Origin of the sequence: Spirillospora sp. NPDC049024 (assembly GCF_040649235.1) — a bacterium.
Lineage (GTDB): Bacteria > Actinomycetota > Actinomycetes > Streptosporangiales > Streptosporangiaceae > Spirillospora.
On the sequence record NZ_JBEZFD010000023.1, the window covers coordinates 55127 to 77632 of the forward strand.

Below are 22506 nucleotides of genomic sequence, written 5' to 3' on the forward strand. Positions count from 1 at the left end.
GCGGCGCGTGCGCGCGGGGCCGGCCGCGGGGACGCCCGGGCGCCCCGGTTCACGCGGTGCACGCGAGAGGTCACAAGTCGCCGCAGGTGAGACCACTGGTACCCGGCAAATCGAACTAAGTATGCTCCGGTGCCGCCAGGTCGGTCGGGGACGACCGGGATCGAGGACGATCAGGAGTGTGGGCCGGTGACGAAGCCCGAGCAGGTTCATGGCTCCCATGAGCGGGCGCGTACGCGGCCGGTCGGGCGGCGGATCGCGATGCTGCTCGCCATCCCGCTCGCCGCGCTGGTGGCGCTGTGGGCGTTCTCGGCCGGGACGACGCTGTCCGCCGCGCTGCAGCGGACCGACTTCACGCGGATGTACAAGGACATCGGGCTGCCCGCCGGCGCCGTCATCGGGACGCTCCAGCGCGAGCGCGCCGCCGCCGTCGTCGTGCTGAAGGCGCGGACCGGCGCCAACGCCCGGGCCTACGAGGGCGTGGCGGGCAGGACCGACGCCGCCGTGGCGGCCTTCCGCTCGTCGGCCTTCAAGTCCGACCTCAGGGACGCGATGAGCCCGGAGATCTGGGAGCGCATGAAGGCGCTGAGCGCCAGCCTCGACCAGCTCGAGCCGCTGCGGACCCAGATCACCCAGGGCGCGGCCAGCACGGTGCAGGCCATCGACGCCTACAGCGGCTTCTCCGACACGACGTTCCGGCTGCTGTCGACGTTCGTCAGCGTCGACGACACCTCCGTCTACCGGCAGAGCTCCGGGATCATGCACTTCTCGTGGGCGAGCGACTTCATGCTGCGCGAGGACGCCCTGCTGTCCGCGGTCGGCGCGCACCGGCTGAACGCGGCCGAGCGCATGGCCTTCGCGGGCTGGGCCGGCAACCGGGAGGAGTTCCTCTCGCTCGCCCGCGCCGAGGTGACGGGCGAGATCTCCCGGGTCATGGAGGGGGTCGCCACGTCCTCCGCCTACGGCAGCTTCACCTCGATGGAGAGCCAGATCCGCTGGCAGGGCCTCAGCCCGGGCGTCCGGGAGTGGCGGGCGGTCACGCAGGAGCTGACGCCGCTGTGGCAGAAGGCCTCCTCCCGCGCCGGCGACGTCCTGAACGACGAGCTCGTCGGGCCCGCCGGACAGCAGATCATGCTGCGCTTCTTCCTGGCCTGCGTCGTGGGCCTGCTGATCGTGGCCGCCTCGGTCGCGGTGCCGGTGCTGTTCGCCCGGCGGCTCGCGCAGGAGCTGCGCGACCTGCAGGCGTCGGCGCAGCGGCTCGCGCACGAGCGGCTGCCCGCGGTCGTGGCCCGGCTGCGGCGCGGCGAGAAGGTCGACGTCGACGCGGACGCGCCGCGCCCGGAGCCGGGGCGCACGCGGGAGATCGCCCTGGTCGCCGACGCGTTCGACGCCGTCCAGCGGACGGCCGTCAGCACCGCGGTCGGCGAGGCCGAGCTGCGCGCCAGCATCAACCGGGTCTTCGTCAACCTGTCGTGGCGCAGCCAGTCGCTGCTGCACCGGCAGCTGCGGCTGCTGGACCAGATGGAGCGGCGCGCGTCCAGCCCCGAGGAGCTGGACGACCTGTTCCGCCTCGACCACCTCACCACCCGCATGCGGCGGCACGCCGAGGGCCTGGTCATCCTGTCCGGGTCGCCGACCGTCCGCGCCTGGGACCATCCGGTCGCCGCGGAGGACGTGGTGCGCGCCGCGATCGCCGAGGTGGAGGACTACACGCGGGTGGAGGTGACCGGCGCGTCGTCGGCCGCGGTCACCGGCGACGTCGTCGCCGACGTCATCCACCTGCTCGCCGAGCTGATCGAGAACGCGGCGTCGTTCTCCCCGCCGGCCACCGAGGTCACAGTCAAGATCGAGTCCGTGGCCAACGGGCTGGCCGTGGAGGTCGTCGACCGCGGCGTCGGCCTGGAGGCCGACGAGCTGGAGGAGCTGAACCGGCGGCTCGCCAGCGCCGTGGAGTTCGACCTGGTCGACACCGAGCGGCTCGGCCTGTTCGTCGTCGCGCGCCTCGCCGCCCGGCACGGGATCCAGGTGTCGCTGCAGCCGTCCCCGTACGGCGGGACGACCGCGATCGTCCTCGTGCCGCACGCGCTGGTCGTCTTCGACGACGACTGGCACATGGGGCGCGGCCACGCCGGTGCGCCGCAGCCGGTCGGGTCGGCGGCGTCCGCGGGCATGGGCCCGGCACGGCTCGGCCGTCCGTCGCGTCCGGCGCTGCCCGGCCGGATCGTCCAGGACCGGGCGTCCGGCGAGCCCGCCGGGCTGCCCGCCGGGCGGGGCCCCGTGCCGCCGCCGGCGCCGCCGCCCGAGCCGCTCCTCGACCCGCACCTCGACCAGGCGCGGCCGTTCGCGGACCGGGAGCCGCCGAACGGCGCCGGACCGGAGCCGGGCGGAGTGGAGGACAGCGAGGTCACGGGACGGCTCCCGCGCCGGGTCCGGCAGGGCTCCCTGGCCCCGCAGCTGCGCGGGCGGTCCGCGCCGCGGCACGCCCAGCCCGCCCCGGCGGGCGAGGACGACTTCGAAGAACCGAGCCCGGAGCTCAGCCGCGACCTGATGGCGTCGCTGCAGTCGGGATGGCTGCGCGGCAGGGTCGACGACGAGCCGGGCGAACTGGATCCACGCGATGAATGGGGGGAGTCATGATGCGGCAGGGCAACGCCGGCGGTGAACTCGACTGGCTGCTCGACGATCTGGTGCAGCGGGTCGGGGAGGTCCGCCAAGCCGTCCTGCTGTCCAGGGACGGGCTGGTCATGGGCGCCTCCGGGGACGTCACCCGCAAGGACGCGGAGTTCCTCGCGGCGCTGTCGTCGGGCTTCCACAGCCTGGCCAACGGCGCCCGCGAGCACTTCCAGGCCAAGCAGGTGCGGCAGACCGTCGTCGAACTGGACGGCCTGCTGTTCTTCGTCATGCCCGCGGGCAACGGGAGCTGCCTCGCCGTGCTGAGCGACGCGGGCGGCAACGCGGGGCTGGTCGCCTACGAGACGACCATGCTGATCAAGCGGGTGCGGCGCACGCTGTCGACCCAGCCGCGCGGCGCCGAGGCGCAGGATCCGCCGGTCCGCTCGGGCGCGTCAGGCTAGAGCCGGCCGTGGAGAGCCCGAGAGAGCGCTGGGTCGGGTCGGACGCCGGCCCGGTCGTCCGGCCCTACGCGGTGACCCGCGGGCGCACCCGCCCCCGCGGGCTCGTCCTCGACCTGGTGGCCATCCTCGTCGCGACGGGCCGGACCCCGGCCGACCGGGTCTGGCTGTCGCGCGAGCAGCGGCGGCTGCTGGAGCTGTGCCGGCGGCCCTCCACGCCCGCCGACCTCGCCTCGGAGACCGACCTGCCGCTGCGGGTCGTGCAGATCCTGCTGGAGGACCTGTACCAGTACGGCCTGATCGAGGAGATGCCGCAGGCCGCGCAGACCGAACGTCCCGACCCCCGCATCCTCATGAGAGTGCTCGATGAACTCCGCCGCCTTTGACCCGACCGCCGGCGCGCACGGGCGCGACGACGACGTCCCGCTCCACACCCTGAAGGTCCTGGTGGCCGGCGGCTTCGGCGTCGGCAAGACCACGCTGGTGAGCGCGGTGAGCGAGGTCCGCCCGCTGCGCACCGAGGAGGTCCTCACCGACGCCTCCGTGGGCGTCGACGACCTCGGCGGCGTGGAGGGAAAGACCACCACGACCGTGGCGATGGACTTCGGCCGGCTGACGTTCTCCGGCGGCGTCCGGCTGTACCTGTTCGGCACGCCGGGCCAGGAGCGCTTCTGGTTCATGTGGGACCAGATCGCCTACGGCGCGGTCGGCGCGATCGTCCTGGTCGACACGCGGCGGCTCAGCACGAGCTTCGCCGCCATCGACTTCTTCGAGCAGCGGGGGCTCCCGTTCGTCATCGCGGCGAACCGCTTCGAGGGCGCCCGCCGCTACACCGTGGAGGAGATCCGCGACGCGCTCGACGTCGACCGGGACGTCCCGGTCATGATGTGCGACGTGCGGAGCCGGGAGGTGGCGCGCGGCGTGCTGGTGGCGCTCGTCGAGCACGCCCTGCAGTCGGCCCAGAACTAGCCGGCCGCCATGCGGGCCACGATGAGGGACGCGAGCGCGGCGTAGGCGGCCGAGTCGTCCAGGCCGGTCTGCGCCTTGATCTCGCCGCGGTGGATGGACTCCATCACCTGCCCCGCGACGGCGCCGACGAACGCGGCGTCGCCGCCGGGGGCCGCCTCCCGCACGAGGCCCTGCACGCGCCGCACGGCGTACCGCGTGTTGCGCTTGTAGATCTCACGCGCGGGGGCGAACGCGTCCAGGTCGGCGAAGAACGCGGCGGACGCGGGGGCCAGCTCGTCGGAGATCGCGCGCAGGTAGGCGCCGACGCGCTCGCGCGGGTCGGCGCTGCCGTCGAGCGCGGCCTCCACGCGCTCGGTGGCCCGGCGGAAGAAGGCCCGCACCACGGCCACGATGATCTGCTCCCGGCTCGCCGCGACCGAGTAGAGCGTGCTCTTGGAGCAGTGCAGCCGCGCGGCCAGGTCCGCGACGCCGAGCTCGGCGAAGCCGCGCTCCAGGAAGAGCTCCATGAGGCGGTCGATCAGCGCCTCGCGCCGCCGCGACGCCCGGGTCGCCCGCTCGTCCACCGAGGTCATGACCGCGACAGTACCAAAACGGGTTCGCCAGTACTGCCTTTGGTACTGTTGGCCTGCCGAAAGGAGACCGCCCATGCCCGCCACCCGGCACCTGCCGACCTCCGAGTCCGAGGACCTGATCGCGCTCACCCGCGAGATCGCGGCCAAGGAGCTCGCGCCGCGCGTCGACGACGCCGAGCGGACCGGGGCGTTCCCCCGCGAGGTGTTCGCGACGCTGGGCCGGGCGGGCCTGCTGACGCTGCCGTACCCGGAGGAGTTCGGCGGCGGCGGCCAGCCCTACGAGGTCTACCTCCAGGTCCTGGAGGAGATCGGGGCGGCCTGGGCGAGCGTCGGCGTCGGCGTCAGCGTGCACGCCCTGTCCTGCTTCCCCCTCTTCGCCTACGGCACCGGCGAGCAGCGCGCCCGGTGGCTGCCCGACATGCTCTCCGGCGAGTGCCTCGGCGCGTACTGCCTGTCGGAGGCGCACGCGGGCTCCGACCCGGCCGCGATGCGCGCCAAGGCCGTCCGCGACGGCGACTCCTACGTCCTCAACGGCGCCAAGGCCTGGACGACCCACGGCGGCAAGGCCGACTTCTACACCGTCATGGCCCGCACGTCGGCGGAGAAGTCGCGCGGCATCTCCTGCTTCCACGTCCCCGCCGACACGCCCGGCCTGGAGTTCGACGCGCCCGAGGACAAGATGGGCCTGATGGGCTCCACCACCGCGACCGTCCGGCTGGTGGACGCCCGCGTCCCCGCCGACCACCTGATCGGCCACGAGGGCCAGGGCCTGTCCATCGCCCTCGCCGGCCTGGACGCGGGCCGCCTCGGCATCGCGGCCGTCGCCACCGGCCTCGCCCAGGGCGCGCTCGACACCGCCGTCGCCTACGCCAAGGAGCGCGAGGCGTTCGGCAAGGCGATCATCGACCACCAGGGGCTCGCCTTCGTCCTGGCCGACATGGCCGCCGCCGTCGAGTCGTCCCGCGCCACCTACCTGGCGGCCGCGCGCCTCAAGGACGCGGACCGCCCGTACGGCCGCGAGGCGTCCATCGCCAAGCTGGTCGCCACCGACAACGCCATGAAGGTCACCACCGACGCCGTCCAGGTCCTGGGCGGCGCCGGCTACACCCGCGACTTCCCGGTCGAGCGCTTCATGCGCGAGGCCAAGGTCATGCAGATCTTCGAGGGCACCAACCAGATCCAGCGCCTGGTGATCTCCCGCCACCTCGCCCGCTAGCCGGATCCGACGCCGCGCTTTCGCAGTTCGCGGCGGATGTCGGCGACGGTGAACGGGGAGCCGTCGGCCAGTTCCTCGGGGGCGGCGCCCTCGCGGGCCGCGTCCGCGTAGGCGTTCAGCAGGTCTTCCCTCGCGGCTTCGACCTGTTCCGCGAGGTCGCAGTACCGGGTGGTGGCGAGCTTGACCTTCGCGCCGGCTTCTTCAGGACCCATGCGGCACACCTACCCGAACCCGAGCGCATCGTTCATGGGTGGTTTGTGCGGCGTGTCACGGTCTGCCGTCGGCCGGGGACCTACCGTCGGGTCATGTGGCAGTTCGTCGTGTGGGGGCTCATGGGGGCGGCGGCCAACCGCACGCTGGCCTTCCTCGAGGCGAACCGGCGCGTGAAGGGGCCGCCGTGGCGGTACCCGAAGGGGCCGGGCGGCCGGTACTACCTGTTCGCCTGCGCCCTGCACTGCATGCTCGCCGCGATGGTGACCTCGGCGGCCGCGGCGAGCGATCTGATCGACGCGCCGTGGGCGGCGTTCGCGTGCGGTGCGAGCGCCCCGGCCGTCATGGCGAAGCTCGGTCGGTACGCGCTCTGGGCGCTCCCGCCGGGCCCGGACGGTGACGTTGATGACGACGGGCCTGGTCAGGCCGGATGAACGGGGGATGCGATGCCGAGTCCTGAGCGCGGCTGGAAGAGGCTGCTGGTGGCGTTCTCGGACGCGCCGGCCCCGGGCCGGCCGGGCCCGGCGGCCCCCGGCGGAGCGGGCCGGGCGCGGCGGCTGCTGGAGGCGTTCTCGGACGCCTCCCCCGCGTTCGCCGCCGGCGGCCTCGCTCCCGCGCCCCCGGCCGCGGCCGATCTCGGACGGGCGCTCGCGCGGGGGGTCGTGGCGTTCGGCGTCCTCGGCGCGGCGTGCACCGCGTGGGCGGCCGCGGCCACCGGGACGCCGGCCGCGGCGCTGGTCGCCGCGTTCACGTTCGCCGTGCTGGCCCTGTTCGTCGCGCCGCTGCTGGAGTTCGCGCGCGCCAAGGCCGCGGCGGCCCGGGCGCAGGTAGTCCGCGCGCGGTCCGCGGGCCAGGGCGAGCGGTTCAGGGAGAGCTTCTGGCACGCGCTCGGCTCCGACGAGCGCGACGCCGTCCGCGGCGTCGCGCGCCCGCGCACCTTCGGGCCGGGCGCGCCGGTCCTGCGGCAGGGGTACCCGGCCGACTACGTCGTCGTCATCCGCTCGGGCTGGACGAAGGTCCGCGTCGACCGGGCGGGCGAGGAGCTGATCGTGGCCGTCCGCGGCCCGGGCGACCTCATCGGCGAGCGCGCGCTGTTCGAGGGGGACGCCTGGTCGGCCACCGTCATCGCGCTCGACACCGTCGAGGCGCTCGTCGTCGGCGCGGCGGACTTCCGGCGCGTCGTGGAGCGGTACCCGGGCGTGCAGTCGGTGCTGGAGAAGCAGGCGCACGACCGGACCGTCGAGGCGGCGGCCCGCACCTCCGGCACCGAGCTCGCCGACACCGAGCGCCGGCTGGCCGCGCTGTTCACCACGCTGTCGCGGGCGCGGGACGGGGTGCTCCCGCTGACGGGCACCGAGCTGGCGGGCTGGACGTCGTCGTCGCCGGCGGCGGTGGCCAGCGTGCTCAGCGAGTGGGACGGCGCGGGGCTCGTCCACGCCGAGGGCGGGACGATCAGCGTCCTGGACCCGGCCCGGCTGGAGCGGCTCACCGCGGCCGTCGGGCCGCGTCCGGAGGCCGTGTCCGGGTCCCTCTTCCTCACGGGGCAGGACTGCACGGTCCTGTTCGCCGACGTGGTGGGGTTCGACTCCCCGGCCTGGACCGAGGCGGACCGCGCGGCCGTCCGGCGGGTGCTGTTCCGGTCGCTGGAGGAGTCGTTCGCCGCCGCCGGGGTGCCCTGGGCCGCCTGCCACCGCGAGGACCGCGGGGACGGGCTGCTGCTCGTGGTCCCGCCCGGCGTCCCGGTGAGCGCGGCGGCGGACCCGCTGGTGCGGGCGCTCGCCGAGCGCATCGCCCGGCACGACGGGGGCGCGGCCGAGGGCCTGCGCTTCCAGGTGCGGGTCGCGCTCGACACGGGCCCGGTGCACGCCGACTCCCGCGGGGTCACCGGCACGGTGCTCGGCCGCGCCGCCCGGCTGCTGGACGCGGACGTGCTTCGCCGGCGGATGGCATCCGGCGCGGGCGTCCTCGGGCTCATCGTCTCCCCCGCGGTCCACCGGACGGTCGCCGGAAGCGCACCGGGCTTCGAGCTTGTCGAGTTGGACGGGCCCGGCCCCGCGTGGCTGCGGATCCATCCGGCGGCGACGACGGAGGGATGACGCGGACGTCCGTGCTGACGGGTCAGTCCTCGTAACGGCGCAGGTGGTCTTCGAAGGTGGGCCGGCGGTCCTTCCGGAGCGCCCAGAGGCGCACGGCCACGTACACGACCGGAGCCAAGGCCACCCGTGCCGCTCGCCTGCACACACCCTTGAGCAACCGCAGCGGGTGTCTCAGAGCTGCGGCGACGATGAGCACCGCCACGGCGGTGCGTCCGATCCCCGAAAAGTCATCAGAGTCCCGCTCCGCTTTCTCCACGCCGCCTCCCTACGCCCACCACAACCGTAGGGGTCCGCCTGGGCCCGGCCACGGGTCTCATGGCTAGAGGCGGACGTACTCGTAGTCGAAGGGCCGGCCGTTGATGCCGTTGCGGGGCGGGGCGATCCAGGCGGCGATCTTGCCGCGCTCGTGGACGGGCCGCATCAGCGAGCGGACATGGGTCTTGTCGACCTCCGTCGGGAGCCAGGCGCCCTTGCGCCGCTCCCACTCGGCGGCGTCGAGCACCTCGCCGTCCGGCGCGGCCTCGATGCCGGCGAACGCGCCGACCTTGCGGTTGAACGCGATGCTCGGCAGGCGGAGGCGCTGCGGGAGGCCCGCCTCGGACAGGATGCGGTTCCAGCGGTTGACGCCGCTCTGGCAGTCGGCGATGTACGCGCGGCGCAGGTCGGTGTTGAGGCCGACGAGCGCGGCGACCTCGGTCTCCCCGATGGCGCCGTCGACGAGGGCGTCCACCATCACGGCGTCGTCGGTGAGGCGGTGGTCGTCCTTGCGGCGGTCCTCCATCCAGCGCCCCTTGAGCCCGGCCGTGTAGTAGTTCGCGACGTTGCTGGAGGTCTCGGAGCCGAACAGGTCGAGCGAGACGGAGTAGTGGAAGTTCAGGTACTTCTGCACGACGTCGAGGGAGATCCCGCCGTGCGGGGCGACGTCGTCGGTGTCGTGCTCCTTCATCAGCTGGACGGTCCGCTCGACGACCCGGTCGATGCCCGTGGTGCCGACCATCATGTGGTGGGCCTCCTCCTTGAGCATGAACTCGCAGGTGCGCGACAGCGGGTCGAAGCCGGACTCCTTCAGCGTGCCGAGCTGGTACTTGCCGTCCCGGTCGGTGAAGTAGGTGAACATGAAGAACGAGAGCCAGTCGGGGGTCTCCTCGTTGAAGGCGCCGAGGATGCGGGGCGACTCCTCGCTGCCGGAGTTGCGGTGCAGCAGCTCCTCGGCCTCCTCGCGGCCCTCGCGCCCGAAGTGGGCGTGCAGGAGGTAGACCATCGCCCACAGGTGGCGGCCCTCCTCGACGTTCACCTGGAACAGGTTGCGCAGGTCGTAGAGGCTGGGCGCGGTGGCGCCGAGGTTGCGCTGCTGCTCCACGGACGCGGGCTCGGTGTCGCCCTGGATGACGATGAGGCGCTGCAGGTCGGCGCGGTACTCGCCGGGGACCTTCTGCCAGGCGGGCTCGCCCTTGTGCGCGCCGAAGCCGATGCGGCGGTCGCCGTCGCGCTCGGCCAGGAAGATGCCCCAGCGGTAGTCCTTCATGGCGACGTGGCCGAAGTGCGCCCAGCCCTCGCGGCCGACGTTCACCGCCGTGCGCAGGTAGACCTCCCGCGTCGGCAGCGCCGGGCCCATCGACTCCCACCAGGACAGGAAGTTCGGCTGCCAGGACTCCAGCGCCCGCTGGAGGCGCCGGTCCTCGTGCAGGTCGACGTTGTTGGGGATCTTCTCGGTGTAGTCGGCGGTGGTCGCCATCGGTCAGACTCGCTTTCGGTCGAAGTCGGCGCGCCTGCCGGTGCCGTAGCGGCGCAGCGCGCCCTCGGGGCCCGAGGCGTTGGGACGGTTGAAGATCCAGTTCTGCCAGGCGGTGAGCCGGCCGAAGATCTTGGTCTCCAGGGTCTCGGGGCCGGGGAAGCGGTAGTTGGCCTCCAGGCCGGTGAGCGCGTCCGGGCTGAAGCTCGCCCGCTCCTCGACGGCGATGCGGACCTCCTCCTCCCAGTCGATGTCGTCGGGCGCGAACGTGACGAGGCCCAGGCGCTCGGCGTCGGCGGCCTCCAGCGGCTTGCCCGCGGCGTCCCGGACGGCGGCGAGCGCGCCGTCGTCGCCGAGGAACCGGGTCGCGAGGCGGGTGAGGCCGTTGCCCATCGGGAGCGGCCCGAGGTTCATCGCGTCCACGGTGACGGCGGCGGGGGCGGCGTCCGGATCGACGTCCTCGAAGACGCCGTCGAGCTGGTAGGAGCGGTCGGCGGCGAGCGCGACCTCCAGGAGGGAGCCGGCGAAGCAGCTCCCGGGCTCGATCAGGGCGATGAGGCTGCGGCTGGTGACGTCCAGCCGCTTCAGGGTCCGCTTGAGGTAGTGCACGATCTCGTTGGCGAGCCAGTCGCCCGCGTTGTCGAGCAGCAGCCGGTCGTGGGCGAGGACGTGCTCGGCCTCCCCCGCCGTGCGGAGCACCCACGTGCCGAGCTCCGGCTCGTTGGTCCGCAGGTCGAGGACCAGGTCGTCCAGCTCGCGGGTCATGGCGAGCGTCCAGAAGCCCGCGCCGCGGAAGTCCCCGGGAGGCGCGTCGGGGCCCGCGATCGTGATCTCGACGGCGCCGGCGTCGCGGTCCAGCTCCGCCGAGACGTGCCGGTAGGCGATCGAGGTGCCGGTGCGGTCCTTGGCGAGCGGCGCAAGCGTGATCCCTTCGGCGTCCGGCGGGCGGGTCGAGCGCGCCGCCAACTCCCGCGCGCGTTCGGCGACCGTCGCGTCCCAAGCGGTGCGGGGGACGGCCTCGTCCACCAGGCCCCACGCGACGGCCTTCTTCCCGCCGAGCCCCTCGGCCCTGGTGGAGAAGTAGTCGGCCCGGTCGCGGCGGACGTGCCGCTTGTCGGACACGCGGGTCAGGCCGCCCGTGCCCGGCAGGACGCCGAGCAGCGGCAGTTCGGGCAGCGACACCGCCGAGGAGCGGTCGTCGACGAGCATGATGTGCTCGCAGGCGAGGGCCAGCTCGTAGCCGCCGCCGGACGCGGTGCCGTTCACCGCCGCGAGGTAGGTCTGTCCGGAGTTCGCCGTCGCGTCCTCGATGCCGTTGCGGGTCTCGTTGGTGAACTTGCAGAAGTTGACCTTCCAGCCGTGCGGGGACGCGGCCAGCATCCGGATGTTGGCCCCGGCGCAGAAGATCTTCTCCTTGCCGCTGGTGACGACGACCGTGCGCACCGCGGGGTGCTCGAAGCGGAGCCGCTGGACGGCGTCGTACAGCTCGATGTCGACGCCGAGGTCGTAGGAGTTCAGCTTCAGCTCGTAGCCGGGGACCAGCCCGCCCTGCTCGTCCACCGCCATCGTGAGGGTGGCTATCTGCCCGTCGACGTCCAGCCTCCAGTGCCGGTAGCGGGACGGGTCCGTCCGGAACTCCACGTGCGGGCCGCTCATGCCATGTCCTTCCGCCGGTGCCGTCTCCACCATGCTCCACAAATTTCGTTCAATACGTCAAGAGTTTGTAGCACATCGAACCGTGCGGCCGCCCCGGGCGGAGCGGCCCGCGCGGACCCGTCAGGGCGCGCCGAGCAGGGTCGAGGCGAGCTCCCGGACGGCGAAGCGGCGGAGCTTGCCGGTGGGGGTCGTCGGCAGCTTGTCGACGATGAGGACTTCGCGGGGGCGCTTGAAGGACGCGAGGCCCGCCCGGCAGAACGCGATCAGCTCGGCGGGCTCGGCGGTGGCGGCGTCCTTGAGGACGACGCACGCGACCGGCCGGTCCAGCCCGTCGCGGTCGGGCAGGCCGACGACCGCGGCCATCGCCACCGCCGGGTGCAGCAGCAGCCGCGCCTCGACCTCGGTGGGCGACACCCAGATGCCGCCCGCCTTCAGCATGTCGTTGGTGCGGCCGAGGCAGGTGTAGAAGCCGTCCTCGTCGACGACGTAGGTGTCGCCGGTGCGCAGCCACTCTCCCTGGAACACCAGCCGGGTCGTGGCCGTCCGGCACCAGTAGCCGGTGGCGATGGACTCTCCCTTCACGAGGAGGGAGCCGGGCGTCCCGCGCGGGACGTCGTTGCCGTCCCCGTCGACCACGCGCAGCTCGTAGCCGGGCACGGCCGTCCCGGTGGTGCCGGGACGCACCTGCCCCGGGCGGTTGGACAGGAAGATGTGCAGGCACTCCGTGGAGCCGATCCCGTCGATGATCTCCACGCCGTACCGCGCGGTGAAGCGCCGGCACAGCTCGGCGGGCAGCGGCTCCCCCGCCGACACCGCCAGCCGGACGGACGCGAACGCCTCCACCGGCACCTCGGCGTTGAGGATCGCGGCGTAGAAGGTCGGGACGGCGAAGAACAGGGTCGGCCGGTACTCGGCCAGCCGCGCGGCCACCGAGGCCGGGGTCGGGCGGTCCGGGTCCAGGACCGCCGTCGCGCCGGCCGCGAGGGGGAAGAACAGCGAGTTGCCGATCCCGTAGGCGAAGAAGAGCTTGGCGACCGAGTAGCAGCGGTCGTCCGGCCGGATGCCGAGGACCTGGCGGCCGTAGGTCTCCACGACGTGGCGGATGTTGGCGTGCCGGTGCATCGCGCCCTTCGGCCGGCCCGTCGTCCCGGACGTGTAGAGCCACAGGGCGCTGGAGTCGTCCGACGTCGCGTACGGCTCGGCCGGTTCGCCTCCGTGGGCCCGCCCCTCGCGGACCAGTTCCTCGAACGCGTCCACCCGCACGCCCGCCGGGGCGCGGAACGGCGCGTCGCCCTCCACCGCGACGCGCCGGACGCCGGGGGCGTGCGCAAGGGCCGACTCGGCGGCGACCGCGAACCGGTCGCTGACCAGCAGCACCCTGGCACGCGCGTCGGCCAGCAGGGCGCCCAGCTCGGCGCCCGTCAGCATCGTCGACACCGGGACCGGGACGGCGCCGAGCCGCATCGCGCCCAGGATCGCGGCGGCCATGGACGGGCCGTCGGCCATGAACAGCACGACCCGCTCCTCGGCGCGCAGGCCCCACCGTTCGAGGCCGGCGGCGATGCTCCCGGCCAGCTCGCCCAGCTCGGCGTAGCTGAGGTCGCCGCCCGGACCGGTCAGCGCCGTCCGGGAGCCGGCGCCCGGCTCGGACGCCGCCCGGAGCAGGTAGTCGGATGCGTTGAACGTGTCGGGCGGGACCGGTGCGGTCGCCGTTTCAGCGGTCATCGGGGTCTCCCCTCGCCGGGAACCGTGCCCCCAATGCTCTACATGGACGAAACGCTAGTCAATAGACTTGTGGAACGATGAGGCTTCACGCGGGTCCCGCCCGGAACCCGGCCGCGCCCGCGCGATACTGGTCAGCGTTCCATGGACGGGCGCGCCCGAGAAGGGCCACGAGGAGGAGCACATGGCCCCAACCGGCGAGGACGCGGCGCATCCGGAGCCGAGGTTCCGGCGGCGGCGCGAACTCGGCGCGGCGAGCGCGCGGTCGCTGCTGCTGACCATGCTGGGCGAGTTCGTCCTGCCCGGCGGCGAGCCGGTGTGGACGGCGGCGTTCCTGCGCGCGCTCGGACTGCTCGGCGTCGAGGAGAAGGCCGTCCGGCAGGCGCTCGCCCGCAGCGCCGCCGAGGGCTGGCTCGCCGGGGAGCGGCACGGCCGGCGCACCGCCTGGCGGCTCACCCCCGCCGGGGAGCGGCTCCTCACCGACGGCACCGAGCGCATCTACGGCTTCGGCCGCCCGGTCGGCGCGTGGGACGGGCAGTGGCTCCTGGTGCTGGCCACCGTCCCGGAGACCAGCCGCCGCCTGCGCCACCTGCTGCGGACCCGGCTCGCCTGGAGCGGCCTCGGCAACCTCTCCCCCGGCGTGTGGGTCAGCCCGCACCCCGAGCGCGAGGCCGAGGTCCGGGAGGTCCTCGCCGAGATCGGCGTCGCCGACGGCTCCACCCTGTTCGTCGGGCGGCTCGGCGACCTGGCCGAGGCGCGGCGCGTGGCCCGCCGGGCATGGGACCTGGAGGAGATCGAGCTCGCCTACGAGGACTTCCTCGACGCCGTCCGCGCGCTGCGTCCCGCCGACGACCCGGGGACGTTCGCCGCGCACACCAGGCTCGTCCAGGAATGGCGCCGGTTCCCGTTCCTCGACCCCGGCCTGCCCGCGGCGCTCCTCCCGGACGACTGGAGCGGCTCGCAGGCGTTCGCGCTCTTCCACGAGCGGCACGACACCTGGCGCCCCGTCGCCGACCGCCAGTGGAAGGCGTTGACTTCCTCTCCCGCCTAAAGGCGGGAGATTCCGGCGGTCGCCCGCTGGGTTTCCTGCTTCGCCGACGAGTGCCCCGTCCGGGAGGTGTCCCGTTGGGGTCTTACACCGTCTCCACAGGCGGTCACCGCCAGCCCGGCGGCCAGGATGTTGCGCGCGGCGTTCGCGTCACGGTCGTGCACCGCGCCGCAGCCGCACGTCCACTCGCGGACGTCCAGCGGCAGTTTGGCGCGGAGCGTGCCGCAGGCTCCGCACAGCTTGGAGGAAGGGAACCAGCGGTCGACGACCACGAGGTCACGCCCGTACCAGGCGCACTTGTACTCCAGCATGGAACGCAATTCCCGCCACGCCGCATCCGAGATGGCGCGTGCGAGCCTGCGGTTCTTCAGCAGATTGGCGACGGCGAGGTCCTCGATCACGACCGTTTGGTTCTCACAGACGATACGAGTCGACAACTTGTGCAGGAAGTCGCGTCGCCGGTCGGCGATCCGCGCGTGCACCCGGGCGAGTCCACGGCGAGCCTTGTCCCGGTTCGCCGAGCCGGGGGCTTTGCGGGCCAGGTTCCGCTGCGCCTTGGCCAGGCGGGCACGGTCGCGCCGCTCATGCCTTGGGTTGGCGATCTTCTCCCCGGTGGACAGGACCACCAGCGTCGTGACGCCGGCGTCGATCCCGACCGCGCTCTCCACGGCCGGGGCGGCATTGACCGTGTCCTGGCACAGCATTGAGACAAACCAGCGTCCGGCGCTGTCACGCGACACCGTCACAGTCGTCGGCTCGGCCCCCTGGGGCAGCGGACGTGACCAGCGAATGTCCAGGGGGTTGGTCATCTTCGCCAACGTCAGACGTCCTTCGCGCCAGGTGAAGGCGCTGCGGGTGTACTCGGCCGACGCACGGGACCTCTTGCGCGACTTGAACCGCGGATATGCGGCGCGCTTGGCGAAGAAGTTGGCGAACGCCGTCTGCAGATGCCGCAGCGCCTGCTGCAGCGGCACACAGGACACCTCGGTAAGGAAGGCCAGCTCGGGGGTCTGCTTCCATTGCGTCAGCGCGGCCGAGGACTGCACGTAGGAGATCCGGCGCCGCTCGCCGTACCAGGCTCGGGTGCGTTCCTCCAGCGCCTTGTTGTACACCAGCCGTACGCACCCGAACGTCCGCGACAACTCGGCCGCTTGCTCGCTGGTGGGATAGAAGCGGTACTTGAACGCCCGCCTGACCTGCCGCCCCATGACCCACGTTCTAGCAGCCTCAGCGCAAGCCAACCCGGCGGACGCCGAAACACCCCGACTTCTCCGACCTGCTCCCCAAGAGCCCGTTTCTCCCCGGCTCAAAGGCCGGACATCCACGCCGGAGAACCGATGAGGGCCTGAGGGCGGCCGGTGCGCGGCTCGGCGTGTAGGCGGCGGCTCCCCGGGAAGTCGGGTAGAGGCCGGCGTCGTCGATGGGAGTCGTGGAATGGCCAGCTTGATAGGACGGAACCTGCTCGCCGGAGCGGAGCCCGACGTCGCCGCCGGCTCCGGCTACACCGACCACCCGCCCCGCATGGGGTTCTTCACCGACACGTCCGTGTGCATCGGCTGCAAGGCGTGCGAGGTGGCGTGCAAGGAGTGGAACGCCGTACCCGAGGACGGCCTTGAGTTCACCGGGATGTCCTACGACAACACGCAGGGGCTCGGGGCCGACACCTGGCGGCACGTCGCGTTCATCGAGCAGAACAAGCCGATCGGCCAGAACGAGACCGGCGTCGACCACGGCGACGGGCAGGCCGCCGCACAGGACACCGCGCAGGGCGCCGGGGGCATGCGCTGGCTGATGGCCTCCGACGTGTGCAAGCACTGCACGCACGCCGCCTGCCTGGACGTGTGCCCCACCGGCTCGCTGTTCCGCACCGAGTTCGGCACGGTGGTCGTCCAGGAGGACATCTGCAACGGCTGCGGGTACTGCGTGCCCGCCTGCCCCTACGGGGTCATCGACCAGCGCAAGGGCGACGGGCGGGTGTGGAAGTGCACCCTGTGCTACGACCGGATCGGGGTGGGGCAGGAGCCCGCGTGCGCGAAGGCGTGCCCGACCGACTCGATCCAGTACGGGCCGCTGGACGAGCTGCGCGAACGGGCCGCGATGCGCGTCGACCAGCTCCACGGCCTCGGCGTCGAGGACGCGCGCCTCTACGGGCACGACCCGGACGACGGCGTCGGCGGCGACGGCGCCTTCTTCCTGCTGCTGGACGAGCCGGAGGTGTACGGGCTGCCACCGGACCCGGTCGTCACCACGCGCGACCTGCCGTCCATGTGGCGGCACGCCGGTGTGGCCGCCGCCGCGCTGCTCGGCGGGCTCGCCGCCGTCTTCGCCGTCCACGGCCCCAAGGGAGGCGCCCGATGAGCTCGTCGGAGGTCAGCAAGGAAGGCGTCCGCGGCGAGCGGCCCGGCCGGGAGGCCGAGATCGGCAAGGGCCTGCGCCCGCAGGGCCGGCGCGGGAGGCGCCGGGGCGGGCGCGGCGAGAAGGCGATGGTGCCGGAGGCCGAGTTCACCTCCTACTACGGCAAGCCCGTCCTGAACCCGCCGGTGTGGAAGTCCCTCGACATCGCCGGGTACTTCTTCCTCGGCGGCCTGGCCGGAGCGGGCTCGGTGCTCGCCGCCGGCGCCGAGCTCACCGGACGCCCGGCCGCCGCGCGGGCGCTGAAGATCTCCTCGCTGGCCGCCATCGGCGGGTCCACGGTCGCGCTGGTCCACGACCTCGGGCGGCCGGAGCGGTTCTACAACATGCTGCGCGTCCTGAAGCCGACGTCGCCGATGAGCGTCGGCTCCTGGCTGCTGGCCGCCTACGGCCCCGCCGCGGGCGCCGCCGCCGCGGCGGACGTGACCGGGTTCCTTCCGCGCCTCGGCCGGGCCGCCACCGCCGGAGCCGCCGTGCTCGGCCCTGCCGTCGCCGCCTACACCGCCGTGCTCGCCGCCGACACCGCAGTCCCCGCCTGGCACGAGGCGCACCGCGAGCTGCCGTTCGTCTTCGTCGGCTCGGCGGCCGCCGCGGCTTCCGGGATGGCGCTGGTCGCCGCGCCCGTCCGGGAGAACGGCCCGATGCGCAGCGCCGCCGTGTTCGGCGCCGGGCTGGAGCTGGCCGCGGCGAAACTGCTGGAGCGCCGGGCCGGGCTGGCTGCCGAACCGTACAAGCGGGGCAAAGGCGGAGCCTTCATGCGCGCGGGCGAGATCCTCTCGGCGGCGGGCACCGCGGGCTGCGTCCTGTTCGGCGGGCGCAACCGGGCCGCTGCGGCACTGAGCGGAGCGGCACTCCTGGCGAGTTCCGCCTGCACGCGTTTCGGCGTCTTCCACGCCGGCGTGCAGTCTGCCGTGGACCCCAAGTACACCGTTGTTCCCCAGCGGGAACGCCTCGCCGCGCGCGGTCCCGTGTCCGCCTCCTGAGGGGTGCCACCTTTCTGCAAGTTCATTGAAATCTTGCGCAAGCTCTTGACCTGACTGCAAGAAGAGAGCATTCTCGCGTTGCTCGCGGACGGCCGTCCCCCACCCCCTCAGGCGCCCGCCAGGCGCCCTGTGACAGGAGTTCGCCGACATGTCTGCCAACGACGTGCCACGCGCGGGAATCCCCCGCCGCGCAAGAGTCCCCCGCCGCCGGTCGCTGCTCGCCGCCGGCCTCCTCGTCCTCGCCGGGACGGCGCCCGCCGCCGTCCTGCTCCCCGACCGCCCCGCCAGAGCCGCCGCGTCCCTCAACGCGAGCGACGTCACCGCCAACCTCTGGGAGTGGAACTGGCCGTCCGTCGCGGCCGCGTGCACCGACCACCTCGGGCCCGCCGGGTACGGGGCCGTCCAGGTCGCGCCGCCCGCCGAGTCGGTCAGCCTCGCCTCCACCGGCGACGGCGCCCACCCGTGGTGGGAGGTGTACCAGCCGGTCTCCTACGGCCTGACCAGCAGGCTCGGGACCCGGGCCCAGTTCTCCGCCATGGTCGCCGCGTGCCACGACGCGGGCGTCCGCGTCTACGTGGACGCGGTGGTCAACCACATGGCGGGCCGCAACAACACGGTGAACACCACCTACGGCGGCTCGACCTTCGACCCCGGCGGGTTCGCCTACCCGGCCGTCCCGTACGGATACAACGACTTCCACCACGCCAACGACGGGTACTGCAACGACGACGACGCCGGCATCGACGACTGGAACAACACATCCGAGGTGCAGAACTGCGAGCTGGTCTCGCTGTCGGACCTCAAGACCCAGTCGGGGTACGTGCGCGACAAGATCACCGGATACCTCAACGACCTGATCGGCCTCGGCGTGGACGGGTTCCGGGTCGACGCCGCCAAGCACGTCGCGCAGAGCGACTTCGCCGCCGTCAAGAGCGGCCTGCGCACCACCACCGCCGAGGGTAAGGCGCCCTACATCGCGCAGGAGGTCGTCCCGGGGGCGACCACGGCCGAGCTGAAGCCGTCGGCGTTCACCGGCAACGGCGACGTGCTCGGGTTCTCCTACGCGCGGGGCCTGAAGACCCAGTTCCAGAACGGGACGCTGTCGAACCTGTCGGGCATCCCCTCCTGGTCGCTGGACGCTGACGGCTCCCGCACCTTCGCGATGGTCACCAACCACGACACCGAGCGGGACGGATCCACGCTCAGCTACAAGAACGGCTCCGACTACACGCTGGCGACCTACTTCCTGCTGGCCTACCCCTACGGGAAGCCCTCGGTGTACGACGGGTTCACCTGGTCGTCGGCCGGGCAGTCGCCGCCCGCCGACTCCCGCGGGTTCGTCACCGCCGCGAACTGCTCGAACGGCTGGCAGTGCCTCTCCCGCTCCACCGGAGTGAAGGGCATGGTCGGCTGGCACAACGCGACCGCGTCCGCCGCATCGGTCGGCAACTTCACGGCGACCGCGTCCAACGTCATCGGGTTCAGCCGCGGCTCCAAGGGGTGGATCGGCCTCAACGACTCCTCCGCGCCGTCCACCGCGTCCTACCGGACGGGCCTCGCCGACGGCGTCTACTGCGACGTCATCACCGGCGGCCTCGGATCGAGCGGCTGCCAGGGCACCGCCGTCACCGTGTCGGGCGGGACGGCGACCGTGACGATCCCCGCGAACGGCGCCGTGGCCATCCACGCGGACGCCCGGTCCGGTGGTACCCCGCCGCCCACCTCGGACCCCGGGACCGTCTCCGACACCTTCAACGTCAACGCCACCACGACCTGGGGGACGAGCGTCTACCTCGTCGGCGACGTCCCCGCGCTCGGCTCGTGGGACCCCGCCAAGGCGGTCAAGCTGTCCCCGTCCGGCTACCCGATCTGGAACGGCACGGTGACGCTGCCCGCCAACACCAGGATCGAGTACAAGTACATCAAGAAGACCGACGCCGGGGCCGTGACGTGGGAGAGCGGGGCCAACCGCACCTACACGACCGGCACGTCCGGCCATACCGCGAACGACACCTGGAGATGAGCACCGCCGGGGCCGGTCTTCACGTGTGCGGGAGGCCGGCCCCGGCGCGTGTCAGGCGCGCGGCGTGCGGAAGAGGGTCTCCTGGGTGAGGCTGGCGACGAGCACGCCGTCCCGGCTGTGGATCGTTCCCGTGTACCAGCCGCGCCCGGCGGCGACCGTCTGCGGGACGAGGTCCATCAGCACCCAGTCGTCCATCCGGACGGGGCGGTGGAACCAGACGGCGTGGTCGAGGCTGGAGCCCGACCGGGCGGTGCCGTCGTGCAGCGCGATCACACCGCTGGAGATGTCGGACAGGTACGTCAGCACGCAGGCGTGCAGCAGGTGGTCGTCCGGCAGCGGAGCGGTGCAGCGCGACCACAGCCGCGTCGGGAAGTCGGCCACCTCGTAGGGCTGCGGCGGCACCCGGCTCTCCATGGAGAACAGCCGCGGGACCGGCGAGGCCGGAAGGCTCTCCGGGTCCGGCGTCTCCGGCGCCGGATGGACCTGCCGGTCCACGTCGTCGGCGGGCTGCTGGAACGACACCGACATGTTGAAGATGACCTCGCCGCCCTGGAGCGCCACCACCCGGCGCGCGGAGAACGACCGGCCGTCGCGGTCCCGGTCCACCCGGAAGATCGTCGGCCGGGCCGCGTCGCCGCCGCGCAGGAAGTACCCGTGCAGCGAGTGCGGCAGCCGCCCCTCCGGGACGGTGCCGCCCGCGGCGCGCAGCGCCTGCGCCGCCACCTGCCCGCCGTACAGCGGGTACGGGTCGTCGAACACGAGCGTGCCCCGGTAGAGGTCCCGGTCGAGCTCTTCCAGATCGAGCAGGTCGAGGACGGAGTGGAGGGCTTCCAACCGCGTTTCGGGCTCTTCGGAGATGGAGGGTCGCACGCCCGTGACGTTATCCGACCCGCACGGAGCCCGACCGGGCGGGCACGGGGGGTCGGCCCTCCGGCGTCCCGGCGTAGCGCGTCATGCCGCCACGAGGACGGCCAGCCCTTTGTATGCGCGGCTGCCAATCACTGTGCGCCCTTTCCTCACAACCCTCCGTATCGCGGCCCGTCCGGCCGGGCCACCATGTCGGCACCCCCACTGGTACGAGAACGTACTTCGGAAGGGATGCCCCCATGAGGTTGTTCCGACATGCCGGTGCGCCGCGCCCCGGCGGGCGGCCGCGCCGCGTCCTCGCCGGGCTGCCGGTGTTCTACCTGCCGACGGACGTGGACGTGCAGGGCGTGGCGCCCGTCCAGCTCGGACCCGGCCAGGAGTTCTGGCTGACCCAGGGCTCCGGGAGCATCACCTTCCCCGAGTGGCTGACCGCGCTGGCCCCCGTCCTCGGGGTCGACCGGGCCGACGCCCGGGTCACCGATCTCACCATCGGCGGCGCGCCGGGACGGCCGCCCGCCAAGATCCCCGGTGCCCCGCTGAACTTCCCCGAGCCGAAGTCGAACGAGCTGGTGGGCATCATCAACGCCCCGTACACGTGCGTCCTCGGCGGCGAGCCGCTCGACGTCGGCATCGCGGTCGGCGCTCGCATTCCGCTCGTGGCCGAGCGAGGCGGCTCGTTCTCCTTCACCGAGGCGAGCGGCGCCCTGGTCATCCCGGCCGGCACGGTGAACCGGCTGGTCGACGAGGGCCGTCTTGCCGCGTCCGGCAAGGTCACGGCCCTGAACCTGGAGGTGGAGGGCGGCACGCCGGCCGGGCAGAACGTGATCCCCGCCGGCGGCATCGCCATCCCGAGGACGCCGCTCGTGCGCGACCGGCAGATCACGGTGCCGCTGCCGGGCACCGGCACGCTGACCGCCGGGCCGTTCACCCCGGCCTCCGGCGCCGCGAGCGTCTCCGTCGCGCTCGGCTCGGCCACCGCCGAGCTGTCCTTCGACGGCGCGCCCGGCACCGGCCCCGCGGAGTGCGACGCGCCCTCACCGAAGGTCTACCTGGTCGACGACCCGGTGACCTGACAAGCGGGCCGGCCGGGCGGCGAACGGCGCCCCGCCGCCCGGCCGGCCTCACCCCTTCTCCCTCCGCATATCCCGCCGCCCGTGGGGCAGATCACAGAAAGTCAGGCCCCACATCGCGTCACATTCAGGCGCGTCCGGTCCATCTATCTCTGTGAGCGGCGGTACGGGCGCGGAGAGCTTGGGAGGCGGCATGGACAGTGTGGCGAGGAACTTCGACCTGACGATGCTGTACGCCGCCTACGACGCCTTCCGCCGGGACGCGGCGCGCTTGGAGGCGGCCGCCGGGTCGGGGCACGGCTGGGCCCCGGTCGTGAACGGGTGGCCCCTGTTCACCGCCCACTGGCGGCTCCAGGACCACGCCGAGAAGAACGCCCTCTGGACGGTCATGTACGCCAAGGACGCCGACGCGCCCGGGCGGGTCGGCGTCGTCCTCGACGCCATGGCGTCGCAGGCGCTGAAGGTCGTCCCGATGATCGACGGCCTCGACGCGGCCCTGGAGCACCGCGACCCCGGCACGTTCGCCCGGTACGCGCGCGACCTCCGGGCCTCGGTGGAGGCGCTGCTCGACTTCAAGGAGTCGAACGTCCTGCCGCTGATCCAGGAGACCCTCACCCCGTTCGAATGGGGCACCTTCGACGTGGAGTTCCGCCGCGAACTGGGCCTGCGCGGGCTCGGGGTGTTCCTGCCCTGGCTGCTGGACGGCGCCTCCGACGCCACCCGCCGCGCCGTGCTGCGGCTGCTGCCGCCGCCGGTCCGGCTCTGCTACCGGGCGCGCTGGCGTCCCCGCTACCTGCGCCGCGGCGGGCTCACCGCCCCGGCGTGCTGACCCCGTCCCGCTGACCACGTCCGCCTGACCACG

General features: G+C 73.2%; 21 protein-coding genes. 13 read left to right on the forward strand and 8 right to left on the reverse strand.

Annotated elements, in window-relative coordinates; genetic code table 11:
- Window positions 1-186 precede the first annotated feature (186 nt).
- From AB0C21_RS33835 to AB0C21_RS33850, 4 genes are read left to right on the forward strand one after another with little or no spacing between them, the layout of a single operon-like run.
- Window positions 187-2634 (forward strand): sensor histidine kinase, encoded by a 2448-nt coding sequence (locus AB0C21_RS33835; RefSeq protein ID WP_500209766.1) that lies wholly within the window; start codon window positions 187-189, stop codon window positions 2632-2634.
- The gene (locus tag AB0C21_RS33840) at window positions 2634-3071 is read left to right on the forward strand and encodes a roadblock/LC7 domain-containing protein (protein ID WP_149263356.1); all 438 of its coding nucleotides are present in this window, start codon (window positions 2634-2636) and stop codon (window positions 3069-3071) included. Before AB0C21_RS33835 ends, AB0C21_RS33840 begins: the two co-directional genes overlap by 1 nt.
- An 8-nt stretch (window positions 3072-3079) precedes the next feature.
- The gene (locus AB0C21_RS33845; protein ID WP_149263260.1) at window positions 3080-3454 is read left to right on the forward strand and encodes a DUF742 domain-containing protein; all 375 of its coding nucleotides are present in this window, start codon (window positions 3080-3082) and stop codon (window positions 3452-3454) included.
- Window positions 3435-4037 (forward strand): GTP-binding protein, encoded by a 603-nt coding sequence (locus tag AB0C21_RS33850; protein WP_500209768.1) that lies wholly within the window; start codon window positions 3435-3437, stop codon window positions 4035-4037. Before AB0C21_RS33845 ends, AB0C21_RS33850 begins: the two co-directional genes overlap by 20 nt.
- Here AB0C21_RS33850 and AB0C21_RS33855 read toward each other — a convergent pair.
- The gene (locus AB0C21_RS33855; RefSeq protein ID WP_500209769.1) at window positions 4034-4609 is read right to left on the reverse strand and encodes a TetR/AcrR family transcriptional regulator; all 576 of its coding nucleotides are present in this window, start codon (window positions 4607-4609) and stop codon (window positions 4034-4036) included. The genes AB0C21_RS33850 and AB0C21_RS33855 overlap by 4 nt on opposite strands.
- Window positions 4610-4682: 73 nt before the next feature.
- Between AB0C21_RS33855 and AB0C21_RS33860 the strand changes: the two genes are divergently transcribed.
- Window positions 4683-5825 carry an acyl-CoA dehydrogenase family protein gene (locus tag AB0C21_RS33860; protein WP_500209770.1) on the forward strand — a complete coding sequence of 381 codons (1143 nt, stop codon included), beginning with the start codon at window positions 4683-4685 and terminating at the stop codon, window positions 5823-5825.
- Here AB0C21_RS33860 and AB0C21_RS33865 read toward each other — a convergent pair.
- The gene (locus AB0C21_RS33865) at window positions 5822-6037 is read right to left on the reverse strand and encodes a hypothetical protein (RefSeq protein WP_500209771.1); all 216 of its coding nucleotides are present in this window, start codon (window positions 6035-6037) and stop codon (window positions 5822-5824) included. The genes AB0C21_RS33860 and AB0C21_RS33865 overlap by 4 nt on opposite strands.
- Window positions 6038-6130: 93 nt before the next feature.
- On the opposite strand from AB0C21_RS33865, the gene AB0C21_RS33870 reads away from it, so the two are divergent.
- Window positions 6131-6469 carry a hypothetical protein gene (locus AB0C21_RS33870; protein WP_500209772.1) on the forward strand — a complete coding sequence of 113 codons (339 nt, stop codon included), beginning with the start codon at window positions 6131-6133 and terminating at the stop codon, window positions 6467-6469.
- Between the two features lie 12 nt (window positions 6470-6481).
- Entirely contained in the window at window positions 6482-8131 is a 1650-nt protein-coding gene (locus AB0C21_RS33875) for a cyclic nucleotide-binding domain-containing protein (protein ID WP_500209773.1), read from the forward strand.
- A 22-nt stretch (window positions 8132-8153) separates the two neighbouring features.
- Here the strand turns inward: AB0C21_RS33875 and AB0C21_RS33880 are convergent, their stop codons facing one another.
- The 4 genes from AB0C21_RS33880 to AB0C21_RS33895 form a co-directional block, all read right to left on the reverse strand.
- Window positions 8154-8387, reverse strand: a complete 234-nt coding sequence (locus AB0C21_RS33880; RefSeq protein WP_500209775.1) for a hypothetical protein — start codon at window positions 8385-8387, stop codon at window positions 8154-8156.
- Window positions 8388-8450: 63 nt separating this feature from the next.
- A complete protein-coding gene (boxB, locus tag AB0C21_RS33885; RefSeq protein WP_500209776.1) occupies window positions 8451-9866 on the reverse strand; it encodes a benzoyl-CoA 2,3-epoxidase subunit BoxB in 1416 nt (471 codons plus the stop codon).
- Between the two features lie 3 nt (window positions 9867-9869).
- Window positions 9870-11519, reverse strand: a complete 1650-nt coding sequence (boxC, locus tag AB0C21_RS33890; protein ID WP_500209777.1) for a 2,3-epoxybenzoyl-CoA dihydrolase — start codon at window positions 11517-11519, stop codon at window positions 9870-9872.
- A 120-nt stretch (window positions 11520-11639) separates the two neighbouring features.
- A complete protein-coding gene (locus AB0C21_RS33895; protein WP_500209779.1) occupies window positions 11640-13244 on the reverse strand; it encodes a benzoate-CoA ligase family protein in 1605 nt (534 codons plus the stop codon).
- A 181-nt stretch (window positions 13245-13425) separates the two neighbouring features.
- Between AB0C21_RS33895 and AB0C21_RS33900 the strand changes: the two genes are divergently transcribed.
- A complete protein-coding gene (locus AB0C21_RS33900) occupies window positions 13426-14292 on the forward strand; it encodes a PaaX family transcriptional regulator (protein WP_500209780.1) in 867 nt (288 codons plus the stop codon).
- Here AB0C21_RS33900 and AB0C21_RS33905 read toward each other — a convergent pair.
- The gene (locus AB0C21_RS33905; RefSeq protein ID WP_500209781.1) at window positions 14289-15497 is read right to left on the reverse strand and encodes an RNA-guided endonuclease InsQ/TnpB family protein; all 1209 of its coding nucleotides are present in this window, start codon (window positions 15495-15497) and stop codon (window positions 14289-14291) included. The two genes, AB0C21_RS33900 and AB0C21_RS33905, sit on opposite strands and share 4 nt — an antisense overlap.
- Window positions 15498-15810: 313 nt before the next feature.
- Here AB0C21_RS33905 and AB0C21_RS33910 point away from each other — a divergent pair, with 313 nt between their 5' ends.
- From AB0C21_RS33910 to AB0C21_RS33920, 3 genes are all read left to right on the forward strand, one after another.
- The gene (locus AB0C21_RS33910) at window positions 15811-16647 is read left to right on the forward strand and encodes a 4Fe-4S dicluster domain-containing protein (RefSeq protein WP_500209920.1); all 837 of its coding nucleotides are present in this window, start codon (window positions 15811-15813) and stop codon (window positions 16645-16647) included.
- Window positions 16644-17684 (forward strand): NrfD/PsrC family molybdoenzyme membrane anchor subunit, encoded by a 1041-nt coding sequence (nrfD, locus tag AB0C21_RS33915; RefSeq protein ID WP_500209783.1) that lies wholly within the window; start codon window positions 16644-16646, stop codon window positions 17682-17684. The genes AB0C21_RS33910 and nrfD overlap by 4 nt, the downstream gene beginning before the upstream one ends.
- Before the next feature lie 148 nt (window positions 17685-17832).
- Window positions 17833-19707: a carbohydrate-binding module family 20 domain-containing protein gene (locus AB0C21_RS33920; RefSeq protein WP_500209784.1), complete on the forward strand. Its 1875-nt coding sequence runs from the start codon at window positions 17833-17835 to the stop codon at window positions 19705-19707.
- Between the two features lie 51 nt (window positions 19708-19758).
- Here the strand turns inward: AB0C21_RS33920 and AB0C21_RS33925 are convergent, their stop codons facing one another.
- Window positions 19759-20577, reverse strand: coding sequence for an acyl-CoA thioesterase (locus AB0C21_RS33925; protein WP_500209785.1), 819 nt, complete (start codon window positions 20575-20577; stop codon window positions 19759-19761).
- A 236-nt stretch (window positions 20578-20813) separates the two neighbouring features.
- Between AB0C21_RS33925 and AB0C21_RS33930 the strand changes: the two genes are divergently transcribed.
- Complete coding sequence (locus AB0C21_RS33930; RefSeq protein ID WP_500209787.1) at window positions 20814-21647, forward strand: hypothetical protein; 834 nt, start codon at window positions 20814-20816, stop codon at window positions 21645-21647.
- Window positions 21648-21837: 190 nt separating this feature from the next.
- Window positions 21838-22473, forward strand: coding sequence for a hypothetical protein (locus tag AB0C21_RS33935; RefSeq protein WP_500209788.1), 636 nt, complete (start codon window positions 21838-21840; stop codon window positions 22471-22473).
- The last annotated feature ends 33 nt before the right edge of the window (window positions 22474-22506 follow it).